At 65.3% G+C, this 12,857-nt stretch carries 13 protein-coding genes; 10 read left to right on the forward strand and 3 right to left on the reverse strand.

All coding sequences use genetic code 11. The features are described from left to right. Window positions 1-12: 12 nt before the first annotated feature. From KFB96_RS16450 to mltB, 6 genes are all read left to right on the forward strand, one after another. Window positions 13-1,059, forward strand: a complete 1,047-nt coding sequence (locus KFB96_RS16450; protein ID WP_213457344.1) for a rod shape-determining protein — start codon at window positions 13-15, stop codon at window positions 1,057-1,059. Between the two features lie 4 nt (window positions 1,060-1,063). Next, window positions 1,064-1,954: a rod shape-determining protein MreC gene (gene mreC / locus KFB96_RS16455; RefSeq protein ID WP_213458202.1), complete on the forward strand. Its 891-nt coding sequence runs from the start codon at window positions 1,064-1,066 to the stop codon at window positions 1,952-1,954. Beyond that, the gene (gene mreD, locus KFB96_RS16460) at window positions 1,951-2,439 is read left to right on the forward strand and encodes a rod shape-determining protein MreD (protein ID WP_213457343.1); all 489 of its coding nucleotides are present in this window, start codon (window positions 1,951-1,953) and stop codon (window positions 2,437-2,439) included. The genes mreC and mreD overlap by 4 nt, the downstream gene beginning before the upstream one ends. Window positions 2,440-2,746: 307 nt before the next feature. Further along, the gene (mrdA, locus tag KFB96_RS16465) at window positions 2,747-4,612 is read left to right on the forward strand and encodes a penicillin-binding protein 2 (RefSeq protein WP_213457341.1); all 1,866 of its coding nucleotides are present in this window, start codon (window positions 2,747-2,749) and stop codon (window positions 4,610-4,612) included. Next, entirely contained in the window at window positions 4,602-5,738 is a 1,137-nt protein-coding gene (gene rodA, locus KFB96_RS16470) for a rod shape-determining protein RodA (RefSeq protein WP_300970409.1), read from the forward strand. Before mrdA ends, rodA begins: the two co-directional genes overlap by 11 nt. 88 nt (window positions 5,739-5,826) lie before the next feature. Then, on the forward strand, window positions 5,827-6,897 hold the full coding sequence (gene mltB, locus KFB96_RS16475; protein ID WP_213457337.1) for a lytic murein transglycosylase B: 1,071 nt from the start codon (window positions 5,827-5,829) through the stop codon (window positions 6,895-6,897). 91 nt (window positions 6,898-6,988) lie between these two features. Here mltB and KFB96_RS16480 read toward each other — a convergent pair whose 3' ends face one another. The 3 genes from KFB96_RS16480 to KFB96_RS16490 all read right to left on the reverse strand — a co-directional run bounded on the left by KFB96_RS16480 (window position 6,989) and on the right by KFB96_RS16490 (window position 9,560). Further along, window positions 6,989-8,362 carry a HAMP domain-containing sensor histidine kinase gene (locus KFB96_RS16480; protein ID WP_213457335.1) on the reverse strand — a complete coding sequence of 458 codons (1,374 nt, stop codon included), beginning with the start codon at window positions 8,360-8,362 and terminating at the stop codon, window positions 6,989-6,991. Window positions 8,363-8,535: 173 nt separating this feature from the next. Beyond that, the gene (locus KFB96_RS16485) at window positions 8,536-9,204 is read right to left on the reverse strand and encodes a response regulator transcription factor (RefSeq protein WP_213457333.1); all 669 of its coding nucleotides are present in this window, start codon (window positions 9,202-9,204) and stop codon (window positions 8,536-8,538) included. Then, the gene (locus KFB96_RS16490) at window positions 9,204-9,560 is read right to left on the reverse strand and encodes a PepSY domain-containing protein (protein WP_366931469.1); all 357 of its coding nucleotides are present in this window, start codon (window positions 9,558-9,560) and stop codon (window positions 9,204-9,206) included. Before KFB96_RS16490 ends, KFB96_RS16485 begins: the two co-directional genes overlap by 1 nt. Before the next feature lie 145 nt (window positions 9,561-9,705). Here KFB96_RS16490 and KFB96_RS16495 point away from each other — a divergent pair, with 145 nt between their 5' ends. The 4 genes from KFB96_RS16495 (at window position 9,706) to KFB96_RS16510 (ending at window position 12,611) form a co-directional block, all read left to right on the forward strand. Further along, the gene (locus tag KFB96_RS16495; protein ID WP_213457329.1) at window positions 9,706-10,317 is read left to right on the forward strand and encodes a cytochrome b/b6 domain-containing protein; all 612 of its coding nucleotides are present in this window, start codon (window positions 9,706-9,708) and stop codon (window positions 10,315-10,317) included. Next, window positions 10,317-10,685, forward strand: coding sequence for a DUF1924 domain-containing protein (locus tag KFB96_RS16500; RefSeq protein WP_300970410.1), 369 nt, complete (start codon window positions 10,317-10,319; stop codon window positions 10,683-10,685). Before KFB96_RS16495 ends, KFB96_RS16500 begins: the two co-directional genes overlap by 1 nt. A 43-nt stretch (window positions 10,686-10,728) precedes the next feature. Then, a complete protein-coding gene (locus tag KFB96_RS16505; RefSeq protein WP_300970411.1) occupies window positions 10,729-11,295 on the forward strand; it encodes a cytochrome C in 567 nt (188 codons plus the stop codon). Window positions 11,296-11,555: 260 nt separating this feature from the next. Continuing rightward, a complete protein-coding gene (locus KFB96_RS16510; protein ID WP_213457325.1) occupies window positions 11,556-12,611 on the forward strand; it encodes an ethylbenzene dehydrogenase-related protein in 1,056 nt (351 codons plus the stop codon). The last annotated feature ends 246 nt before the right edge of the window (window positions 12,612-12,857 follow it).

Raw genomic sequence — 12,857 nt, forward strand, 5'->3', positions numbered from 1 at the left:
GGTACGCACCTGATGTTCTTCAGAAGTCTTCGTGGAATCTTCTCCAACGATCTATCGATCGATTTGGGTACGGCCAACACGCTCATCTTTGCGCGTGACCAGGGGATCGTCCTCAACGAGCCGTCGGTGGTCGCAATCCGTCACGAGCGCAAAGGCGGAGGCAAGACGGTCGTCGCCGTCGGCGAAGAGGCCAAGCTGATGCTCGGTCGCACGCCGCAAAGCATCACGGCGATTCGCCCGCTCAAGGACGGCGTGATCGCGGATTTCACGATCACCGAGAAGATGCTCCAGTACTTCATCCATAAGGTGCACGCGTCGCGCCTCATCCGGCCCAGCCCGCGCGTGCTCATCTGCGTGCCCTGCGGCTCGACCCAGGTCGAGCGTCGCGCCATCAAGGAGTCGGCCGCCGGTGCCGGGGCGCGGGAGGTCTTTCTGATCGAGGAGCCCATGTCGGCGGCGATCGGTGCCGGGCTCGCGGTCCACGAGCCGCGTGGTTGCATGGTGATCGACATCGGCGGGGGCACCTCCGAGGTGGCGATCATCTCGCTCAACGGCATCGTCTATTCGGCATCGATCCGGGTCGGCGGCGACACCTTCGACGACGCCATCATCAATTACGTCCGGCGCAACTACGGCACCCTCATCGGCGAGGCCACGGCCGAGCGGATCAAGCACGGCATCGGCTCGGCCTTTCCGGGCAACGAGGTGCTGGAGATCGAAGTGCGCGGGCGCAACCTCGCCGAGGGCATCCCGCGCAGCTTCACGCTCAACAGCAACGAGATCCTCGAAGCCCTGCAGGAGCCGCTGGCGGCGATCGTCGGCTCGGTGAAGATGGCGTTGGAGCAGACCCCGCCCGAGCTCGGCTCCGACGTGGCCGAGCGCGGCATCGTGCTGACCGGCGGAGGCTCGCTGCTGCGCGATTTCGACCGGTTGATCGAGGAGGAGACGGGGCTGCCGGTGGTCGTGGCCGAAGACCCCTTGACCTGTGTCGCGCGCGGCGGCGGCAAGGCGCTGGAGATGATCGACGCACGAGGAATCGATCTCTTTACGACCGAGTGATCCCATCAAACCGCTCTTTCTTCGCGGTCCGTCGCCCACCCTCCGGGTCATCCTGGCGGTGGTATGCGCACTGGGCCTGATCATCGCCGACCACCGGTTCGACCATCTCGACCGCGTGCGCTCGCTGTTGTCCGTCTTGGCCCATCCGCTGCATTTGGCCGTGAACGTGCCGTCCGCACTCATCCGCTCCGCGCAGGGGCAGCTCACGGACGCGGCACAGCTGCGGACCCTGAATGCCGTACTGAATCGTGAAAACCTCTTGCTGAAGGCTCGCCTGCAGCAATTCGAGTCGCTCGAGGCCGAGAACATGCGGTTGCGCGACCTGCTCGGCTCGTCGTTCAACATCGGCGAGCGGGTGCTGATCGCGGAGATCCTCGCGGTGGATCTCACGCCCTCGCGGCAGCTGGTGATGGTGAACAAGGGGACAAGCTCGGGCGTCTTCGTGGGGCAGCCGGTGTTGGATGCCAATGCCGTGATGGGGCAGGTGATCCGAGCCAATCCCTTCTCGTCCATCGTGCTGCTCATCACCGACTCGGATCATTCGCTCCCGGTGGAGGTCAATCGCAACGGTCTGCGCAGCATCGCCGCCGGATCAGGCGTGGGGCAGGAGCTGGAGCTGCTCTACATCCCCAAGAATGCCGATATCCGCGAGGGCGATCTACTGGTGACGTCCGGGATGGGCGAGCGCTTTCCGCCGGGCTACCCGGTCGCGCGGGTCACGACGGTGCGCCAGGATCCGGACAACCCCTTTACCACCGTGCTGGCCGAGCCGACCGCCCGGCTCGACCGCAGCCGCGAGGTCCTGTTGGTCTGGACCCTGGACCCGCAGATGCGCCAGCACGCCCTCACCGACGCCGAGCCGGGCGCCGAGACGCGCAAAGGCGCCGTACGATGACCGACGCCCCGCCACGCGGCGGCTGGCTGATCCTCGCCGGATTGCTGGTCGCCCTGTTCCTTTCAATCCTGCCCATGCCGGCCGGGATCGATGCCTTCAGGCCACCCTGGGTCGCGCTCGTGACACTCTACTGGTGCCTGACCGTGCCCGAGCGCTTCGGGGTCTTTTCGGCCTTCGCCGCGGGTTTGGCCTTGGATGTCGCCTCGGGATCCTTGTTCGGACAGCATGCGCTGGGTTTCTCGCTCGTCGCCTATGCCGCGGTCGAGCTGCATCAACGGATCCGACTGTTTCCCCTGTGGCAACAGTCGCTCTTCGTGTGGATCCTGTTGCTGGTCGAGCGGCTGCTCAACCTGTGGGTCCTGGCTGCCACCGGCCAGCCGATACCCTCCTTGGTCTACTGGGTGTCGACCCTGCCGGGGCTGCTGCTCTGGCCCTGGCTCTTCGTGATCCTGAGCGATCTCGGTCGCCGCGCCGGTTTGGTCTAAACCGCGCCCGGTGCGGTATGCGATGTTTTTGGATGGGATCGGCCCCGGCGGATTTCAGAACCGCTGGAGCCGGCGCGGTTTAAAGTATTAAAAAGATAAAATTTTAAACCGCGTCACCACAAAGGTCGGAAAAATCCTTGAGCCCGACACAAAATGACAATGAAGCATGTCACTCCGGACGCGGTTTAACGCGGTCTAGAATTATGAATTTCATAAACTTAAACCGCGCCAACTCCAACGCGTACCGAACCCGAAAAGTCACGGACCCCCTCCCGCCGTCGACGGCTAAACCACCGAGCGCGGTTTAATGCTCGAAGCGAATCTGGAAGACCGCAAACGCGAGGCCCGCCTGGTCTCGACCAGAGCGCTGATCGCCGGGCTGCTGGCGATCGTCGCCCTCTCGCTGGTCGTGGTGCGGTTGGTGCACCTTCAAGTCGATCAACACGACCATTTCACCGTCCTGTCCCGCGACAATCGGGTCAAGGTCCAGCCTTTGCCGCCGGCACGCGGACTCATCTACGACGCCAAGGGCGTGCTGCTCGCCGACAACCACCCGTCGTTCTCCTTGGAGATCACGATCGAGAAGGTCGGCGACCTCGAGGCCACGATCGAGGGACTCTCCCGGTTGATCCGGATCGAGCCGCAGGATCGCAACCGCTTCGAGCGTCAGAAGCGACAACGCATGCGCTTCCAGGGCGTACCGATCAGGCTCAATCTGACCCAGGCGGAGGTCGCGCAGTTCGCGGTCGACGGGCACCGCTTTCCCGGCGTGGACATCCGCGCCGAGTTGGTGCGCACCTATCCGCTGGGCGAGCACACGGCGCATGTGCTCGGCTATGTCGGCCGGATCAACGAGCAGGAGCTCGCCCGCATCGACAAGAGCAACTATGCCGGGAGCCAGTTCATCGGCAAGGGCGGCTTGGAGAAGGCTCACGAGGCGCTGCTGCACGGTCAGGTCGGCTACCAGCAGGTGGAGGTCAACGCCCGCGGCCGGGTGATCCGGACCCTCGAGAGCCGCCCGCCGGTCTCCGGTCAGGATCTGCATCTGTATCTGGACATCGGCCTGCAGCAGGCGGCGAAAGAGGCGCTCGGCGAGGAGCGCGGTGCCGTGGTCGCCATCGATCCACGCAACGGCGGCGTCTTGGCCCTCGTGAGCAACCCGAGCTTCGACCCCAATCTGTTCGTGGAAGGGATCAGTCAAACGGACTATCAGGCCCTGCTGAGCTCGCCGGACAAGCCCTTGTTCAACCGAGCGGTGCGCGGACAGTATCCGCCGGGGTCGACCATCAAGCAGTTCGTCGCCCTCGCCGGCCTGGCCTCGGGGGTCACGACCTCGCGACGCGCGACCTATTGCTCGGGCGCATTCAGCCTGCCCGGACACTCCCATCGGTTTCGCTGCTGGCGTCGCGGCGGTCATGGCGCCATGAACCTCGAGCAGGCGCTGGTGCAGTCCTGCGACGTCTACTTCTACGATCTCGCCAACCGGATGGGGATCGACCGACTCTCGGGCTTTCTCTCGGACTTCGGCTTCGGCGCCTTGACCGGGATCGATGTCGCCGGCGAGCTGGGCGGGCTCATGCCGACGCGCGAATGGAAACAACGGGTCCGCAAGCAGGCCTGGTATCCGGGCGAGACCCTGATCGTGGGCATCGGGCAGGGCTCCTTCCTGGCGACACCGCTGCAACTGGCGGTTGCAACGGCAGCGGTCGCCAATCACGGCAAGGTGATTCGTCCGCAGGTGGCGCGCGCGGCACAGGCTCCCGGTGCGCCCGCAGCCGAGCAGCTGCCGATGCTCTCGCACACCATCGAGCTCGGCGAGAAACAGCAATGGGACCAGATCGTCAACGCCATGGCCAAGGTCGTGGAATCCGGCACCGCCCGGCGCATTCGCAGCACCGAGTACCGCATCGCCGGCAAGACCGGGACCTCCCAGGTCTTCAGCCTCGCCCAGAACCAACGCTACAATGCGGCGACGCTCCCCAAGCACCTGCATGACCACGCCTTGTTCGTCGCCTTCGCACCGATCGAGGATCCGCGTATCGCCATCGCGGTCATCGTCGAGAACGGCGGCGGGGGCGGCGCCACCGCGGCACCCGTCGCGCGTCGCATCATGGATGCCTACCTGGGCGGCGCGACCGTCCTGACCGATGTCGGAGGCGAGGGTGGCGATTAGATCGAGCAGCTATTTTCCGGATGACGCCCTGTATCGGGGGCATCGCGGTCTGTGGCAACGGATTCACCTGGATGCCCCCCTGCTGGTGGCCCTGTTGGCGCTGTGCGGTTTCGGCCTGATGGTGCTCTTCAGCGCGAGCGATCAGGATCCCGTCGCGATCGAGCGGCAGTTGATTCGGCTCGGGATCGCCTTCGGCCTGATGATCGCGGTCGCACAGATCCCCCCGGCGCGGCTGCGCAGCTGGTCGCCGCTGCTCTACGGGGTCGGGGTGGCGATGCTGATTGCGGTGCTTCTGTTCGGAGATATCGGCAAGGGGGCACAGCGCTGGTTGGATCTCGGCGTCGTGCGCTTTCAGCCCTCGGAGCTTCTGAAGCTCGCGGTGCCCATGATGATCGCCTGGTTGCTCAGCGCCCGTGCCTTGCCGCCGAAGCTCTTGTGGGTCGTCCTCTCGGCCGTGCTGACCCTGATCCCGGTCGTGCTGATCGCCAAGCAACCGGATCTGGGAACCGCGCTGCTGGTCGCCAGTGCGGGCGTGGTCGCGCTCTTCATGGCCGGCATGGGGTGGGGCATGATCCTCGCGCTCGCGGTCGTCGTCGCCGCCGTGACCCCGCTCGTCTGGATCGGTCTGCATGATTATCAACGCGATCGCGTTCTGACCTTCCTGAATCCGGAGTCCGACCCCCTTGGATCCGGCTATCACATCATCCAGTCCAAGATTGCGATCGGCTCGGGCGGGATCGACGGCAAGGGCTGGCTGAACGGCACCCAGTCGCACCTGGAGTTCCTGCCCGAGCGCAATACCGACTTCATCTTCGCGGTCATCGGCGAGGAATTCGGGTTTACCGGGATCCTGGCCCTGCTCGCCCTTTATCTCTTTATCATCCTGCGCGGTCTGGTCATCGCCGCGCGGGCGCAGGATCGCTTCGGGCGTCTGTTGGCCGGCGCTCTGACACTGGTGTTTTTCGTCTACGTCTTCGTCAACACCGGGATGGTCACCGGCTTGCTGCCGGTCGTCGGTGTTCCGCTGCCCTTGATCAGCTATGGCGGCACCTCGATGGTGACCCTGATGGTAGGATTCGGCATCATCATGGGGATACAGACCCATCGTATACGCTCTCGCGGGTGACGCTTGCGATGACGCGGGGAGTCTCGGACGGCTCGGCGCAGGCGACGTGTCGCGTCCGACGTCAAAACCATTCAACGAGGTGCCTTCCATGCCCATCGCTCGTCAATTTCTCGTCGCAGGATGCCTCGTCGCAGGATGTCCGGCGCTCGTCACATCGCAGCTGCACGCCGAGCCGGCCCGCTATGCCGCGGAGGCCGATGTGTTCGCGCGCGAGATGGTCGAGCGGCATGGGTTCGATTCGGCCGAGCTAGAGGGCATGCTTGCGGATGCCCGCTACAGTCAGGCCATCATCGACGCCATGAATCGACCCTACGAGGCGAAGCCCTGGCGCGACTATCGGGCGCTGTTCGTCACGCCCGAGCGGATCGCCGGGGGTGTGACCTTTTGGCGCGACAACGCCGATCTGCTTGCGCGCGCCGAGGCCGACTACGGCGTCGCCCCGCAGATCATCGTCGCCATCATCGGGGTCGAGACCAACTACGGGGCCAATGTGGGCAAGCATCGGGTGATCGATGCGCTGACCACGCTCGGGTTCTCCTATCCACGGCGGGCGGCGTTCTTCCGCCGGGAGCTGGAGGCGTTTCTCGTGCTCAGTCGCGAAGAGCAGCTGGATCCGCTCGGGGCCGTCGGCTCCTATGCAGGGGCGATGGGCAAGCCGCAGTTCATCTCCTCGAGCTATCGCAACTATGCGATCGACTTCGACGGAGACGGTCGGCGCGACCTGTGGGGCAGCAACGCGGACGTCGTCGGGAGCGTCGCCAATTATTTCAAACAGCACGGCTGGCGTTCCGGCGAGCCCGTCGCCTTTGCTGCGGAGCTGCGCTCCGGCGTCCCGGCCGGGATCGCATTGGTCGAGAAGACCACCGCCCCGCCCGACACGACCGCGGGCGACCTACGCGCCGCGGGGGTCGCGTGGGACGAGCCCCTGCCGGCCGAGGCCCCCGCGAACCTGATCCGCCTCGACGGGGTCGAAGACGAATATTGGGTGGGGCTGAACAACTTCTATGCCATCACCCGGTACAACCACAGCAACCTCTACGCGATGGCCGTCCATCAGCTCAGCGAAGCGATCCGTGCACGACGGTCGGAAGCGGCAGCCAGCGGGACGGCCGGTGACTCAAGCGCTGCGGACGCTCGCGAGTCAGCTGAGAATGATTGAACCTAAACCGCGCCGGCTCCAGCGGTTCTGACATCCGCCGGGGCCGATCCCATCCACAAACATCGCCTACCGCACTGGGCGCGGTTTAGGTTCAACGCCCGAATTCGGCCTGATCCCGCGGCAGCTGAACCCGGACCGCGAGCCCTCCTTTGCTCGCACGCGCGAAGTCGAGCAGCCCACCATAGGCATCGACGACGTCTCGGGCGATCGCGAGTCCGAGGCCGTTGCCTTCTCTGCGCTCATCGAGACGCAACCCACGCTCGCCGAGCCGCGGCGTCTGCTCCGCCGGGACACCGGGACCATCGTCCTCGATGCCGATCTCGATGCGATCGCCGACGCTCACCCGGATATCCACCTCGGTCCGCGCCCATTTGGCGGCGTTCTCGAGCAGGTTTCCCAGCAGCTCCAACAAATCGTCGCCGATAACCGCGGCCCGGGCCTGCGCGGGGGCGACCAGCTGCCAGTCGAGCCGCGCGCCCTCCGGGGTGCGTTGCAGCGTGCGCAGCAGTCGGTGAAGGGTCTCGACCACATCGGCGCCGGCCTGATGGATGTCGGCCCCGGAGCGCAACCGGGCACGCACCAGCTCGCGCTCGACCCGCCGTCGCATGCCCATCGCCAAGTGCTCCAGGTCATCGGCGAGCGGCGCGTTGCCCTGCGCGCGCAGACGCTGCGCATCGGCCACCAACGCACTCAGCGGGGTTTTGAGTCCGTGGGCAAGGTCCGCGGTCCAGGCCCGCGCGCGCTCGATCGCCTGCTCTCGGGCCTCGAGGAGTCCGTTGACCTCGCCGACCAACGGCATGACCTCGTCCGGGTAGACCTCGGCGAGCCGTCGTGTCCGGCCGGTGCGAATCTCGCCGAGACCACGTCGCACCGCATCGAGCGGTGCGAGACCGGTCTGGATCTGCACGAAGGTCGCCAGCGCCAGAACAAGCCCGATGAGGGCAAGATAGGGCAGCATGTCGGCCGCGAAGGCATCCCGCGCCGCGATCAACTCCGCCCGATCGACCCCGACCATGAGGCGCAGGGACATGAGCCCGCCGGCCGCCTGCAGGCGAATCCGACGCTCGCGCACCAACAACGTCTGCGCGTCCGGCCCCATAACCTCGTGGGCGTGGACGGTGCCTGGGGCCAGGTCGTCGTCGGTCAGATCGACCAGATGATCCCAGAGCGAGCGCGAGCGCATCAGACCCGGCCGCGTCGGGCCGTCGATCTGCCAATAGAGTCCACTCAAGGGCTGAGCGAAACGCGGGTCGGCCGGCTCGCGCGCGAGCTGAACCTCCCCCTCCGGCGTGATCGTCATCGCCGCGGCAAGCTGGTTGAGCTGCGCGCGCAGCTCCTCGCCGATGCGCCGCTCGACATGGCGCTCGAAGAGGGCCAGAAGACCGAGCCCGGCCACCGCTAGGGCCAGAGTGATCGAGAGTGCGGCACCGATCCAAAGACGGACGCGCAGCGAGCGGCGGGTCATATTAGACCGCGTCTCGCGCAACGCATCGGGACACAGGGCAAACCAGCACGCGTAGGGTGCGGTGAGGTACGAACCGCATCGTGCGACGACCGGAGCCTCCATCGGTGCGGTTCCGTCCTCAACACACCCTACACCGCTGTTCGGACAGGGCACATCCGGGCGAGGCAAACGGTTCAATCATCGGCGACATCCTCGATCAAGTACCCGAACCCACGCCGCGTCTGAATCAGATCCACGCCGAGCTTGCGGCGCACCCGCCCGACCAGAACCTCGACGGCGTTGGACTCGCGCTCGAAGTCCTGGGCATAGAGCTGCTCGGTGAGCTCGAGCTGGGAGACGACACGTCCGGCATGCTGCATCAGATAACTGACGAGACGGTATTCCTGCGGGGAGAGATGGACCGGGACGCCGTCGACCGTCACGGCCATCCGGCGGGTGTCGAGTACGAGCGGGCCGTTGACGAGCACGGCGCTGGCTTGGCCCGCAGACCGGCGCACCAGGGCACGCAGACGCGCCAGCAGCTCCTCCATCCGGAAGGGCTTGGGCAGATAGTCATCGGCCCCGGCGTCGATGCCCTCGACACGCTCGTGCCAATCACCCCGCGCGGTCAGGATGAGCACCGGAAAACGCTGCCCGTTCGCCCGCCATTTGCGCAGGATCGAGAGCCCGTCCATGCTCGGCAGCCCCAGATCCAGGATCGCCGCGGCATAGCTTTCGGTGTCGCCCTTGAACCAGGCGGCCTCGCCGTCGGCCTCGTGATCCACGACAAAACCCGCAGCCGTCAGCGCGGCGGCCAAGCCCTCGGCGAGACGCACGTCGTCCTCGACCAGGAGCAGACGCATCAGTCGTCCTCCACCGCGAGGATCTCGGCCGTCGGCGCATCCACCAACACCTCCAGCAGTCGCCCGTCCGGCGCGATCAGTTTGATCTCGTAGACCCAGCGCCTCTTGCCGAGCCATCTCTCGCGCTCGAGCTCCACCTCGATGACCTCGCCCGGAACCTCCTCCGCGACCCGTCGCAGGATCTCGGCGATCGGGCGGACCTCGCCCTGCTGCAGGGCGTGTCGGGCACGATCGTGATCGTGACGCGCTTCGCCATTGCCTTCATCAACGCTGGAGTCCGCGAGAGACAAGGCCGGGGCCAGAGCGCACGCCATGAAGGCGGCCAGGAGTCGACGACGGAATGTTTGGGTGTGCATGGAACCCATTATGGACCGAACCAAGCTGACCGATTGCTGACAAGGGCGCACAGGGTTTCGTCAGGCTGGCCCCCGTACTCTGCACCCGGGCCACGATCGATCGAGGCCAAACCATCCTCAACGCAGAGATCAGGAGAGCAATCAGATGACCACCGAGACCATGGTCACACCGACGATCACCCAAGCGGATCGCCCGGAACGCATCCGCGTCTGGGATCCTCTCGTCCGAATCTTCCACTGGGCACTGGTCGGCGGTTTCGCCACCGCCTTCATCGTCGAGGACGACCTCCTCGGCGTGCATATCTGGGCCGGCTACTTGGTCTTGGCCCTGATCGCCGTACGCCTGGTCTGGGGCCTGATCGGCACCCGCCACGCCCGTTTCAGCGCTTTCGTGCGCAAGCCGAGCGAGGTCTTGGCCTATGTGCGGGACGCACTGCGGCTGCGCGCCCCACGCTATCTCGGCCACAACCCGGCCGGCGGTGCGATGGTGATCACCCTGATGATTGCGGTCGTTCTGACCGGACTGAGCGGGCTCGCGGTCTACGGCGCGGAAGAGCTCTCGGGTCCGCTGGCACCGATGATGAGCAGCCTTCCGGGATCCTGGGGCCACTTCTTCGAGGAGGTCCACGAGGTCATGGCCAATCTCACGCTCGTCCTCATCGTCGCCCATGTGGCCGGCGTCATCTTCTCCAGCCTGTCCCATCGGGAAAACCTGATCGGCGGCATGATCACCGGATTGAAACGGAAGGACATCTGATGAAACGCGACATGACAGCAACTCTGGCCATTCTGATCCTCGTGTCCGGCGCCACAGCCCTTCCGACCGCGTCCTTCGCCGGCGACGCCACGGCGGGCGCCGCGGGTTGGACAAAGGAATACCCGCAAACCGACGGCTCGCCGGCGCGCAGTTGCGTGACCTGCCACAACCGTGACCTGACCAAGCCCGGCCGACACGCGGTGACCAACAAGGTCATCGAACCCTTGGCGCCATCGGTGAATCCGCAGGGCCTGACGGACCAGGCCAAGGTCGAGAAATGGCTGCTGCGCAATTGTCGCTGGACCCTCGGGCGCGAATGCACAAGCGATGAGAAGGCCGATTTCATCAGTTACATCGAAACCCAGTAATCAGGAGCTAACTCCCATGCGGACATCGACCAAAACGATCGCCATGCTGGCTATCACAATCCTTTCATTGGGCGCCGTCGGCCTGGCCGTCGGCGATTCCGACGACGACGATTACGAAAAACACGAGAAAGGCGGCGGTTGGGTGAACCCGCGCCCCGATGTCGCCCCGGTCGTGAATGCGACCTACAGCGAGGAATGCGGCTCCTGCCACATGGCCTATCAACCCGGTTTGCTGCCGGCCCTGGACTGGGCACGGATCATGGGACCCGATGCCTTGGCGGACCATTACGGCGACGATGCCTCTTTATCCGACGCGCTGCGTGGCGAGATCGTGAGCTACCTGGTGGCCAATTCAGCGGACCAAGGCACCCATTCGCGCTCGCGCGCCTTTTCCTTCGTGGACGACGCCGCTGCGGACGCCGCACTCCCGCGCATTACCCGGACCCGCTATTTCGTCAAGAAACACGACGAGATCCCGGAAAAATGGGTGGCCGGGAACCCCGCGGTCGGCAGCTTCAGCCAATGCAACAGCTGTCATCGCGGCGCCGACAAGGATATCTACAACGAAGAGCAGGTCTCCATCCCGGGTCACGGACGCTGGGAAGACTGAGGTCTCCCTCGGGAGGCGTCTAGATCCGGACCGCGTCCTCGGCGACGGGGTGCGGCATGAACGCCGGTCGGCCGGCGAGCAGGGTCCGGCCGACAACCGAACCGCACGTTCCGGGACGCGCCGGCGCAATTGCGTTGCCTCGATGTCGGGGGTACAAATCGGAGAGCGACCCGCACGCAGGATACGCGAGGGCTCTTCACCAGGGCAGCGCCGATCCGAGCCACCACAACAATAACGATGACCACCGGAGGAACCCGAAGATGAATGCGAACCGAAAAAGACAGACGACGGCCTTGTCGGCCATGCTCGTCGCCACCTGCGCGTTTTCCGCTCCCGCGCTCGCTGCCCGCGCACTCGAAACGGTGACGGCGATCACCTTCGACACGGCGCCGACCCTGGACGGCGTTGCCGACGACGCGGTTTGGAACGCAGCCGTGCCGGCGAAACTCCATTTCAAGAAGGGCGCGAACTTCGGTGAAAAGGGCAAGACCGACGGCACCATTCGCGCAGCACGCATCGGCGACGAGCTCTTTGTGCTGCTGCAGTACGAGGACCCGACCCATTCCGAGCAGCGCTCGCCCTACGTCAAACAGGCCGACGGCTCCTGGAAGAAGCTCAAGGATCCCGAAGACGTCGGCGGCGACAACAACAGCGTCTACGAAGACAAGGCGGCCCTGATCTGGCCGATCGACAACTCCATCCCTGATTTCGAGGCCGATGGCTGCTTCGCGGCCTGCCACGACGACGAGCCGCCCAAACCCTACGGCAACAAGTACACCGAGAACGACGGCGAGCGCGGCGATATGTGGCACATCAAGAGCGTGCGCACCGGGCCGGTCGGACAGGTCGACGACCAGTGGCTGGACCACACCCGCTTCGACCCGGAGACCGCGAAGAACGCCGGGCGAAAAACCGATGCCAAGACGGGCGGTGGCTATACCGACATCGCGCTGCTCGATGGAATTCCCGAGCTCATGGCCGGCGACGGCAAGGCCGCCAACAAGGGCGGGGCTTATTGGGTCATGGCTGACGATAAGGTCCCTTTCGACGACAGTCGATTCGAGCCCGGCGACGAGGTCGCATCCATCATGATTGCCCCCTTCGAGGGCGACCGCGGTGATATCGCGCTCGGGTTGGCTTGGAGCGACGGCGTCTGGACGATGGAGATGCGGCGCAAACTGGTCACGGACAGCGAGACCGACGTGCAGTTCGCGGATCTGACGGCGGCCTACCCGTTCGGCGTCTCGGTGTTCGACAATGCACAGGTCAGGCATGCCTTTATGCAGAAGCCGATCGCGCTGGTGTTCGAGGACTAGGGCGCGCGGCGTCGGCTTTCTCGAGAGAGCCTCCTGCCTCCTGCTTCGAGTCGCAGTTGACCGGCGTGGATGTATGACCCGGGCGGGGACAATAACCCCGGCCAGGTCCGAGCCAGACCTCCGGCGCCTAAGGCTGATAGCCGGAGGCTTCTGTCACCCTAAACCGCGTCCAGAGCGAGATGCTCACTTTCGAGTGAGTTCGAAGTTTGGTGAATCCACGACCCTTAGCGGGGTGCGCGGTTTAAA

It is taken from the genome of Thiocapsa sp. (assembly GCF_018399035.1).
Taxonomy (GTDB): Bacteria; Pseudomonadota; Gammaproteobacteria; order Chromatiales; family Chromatiaceae; genus Thiocapsa.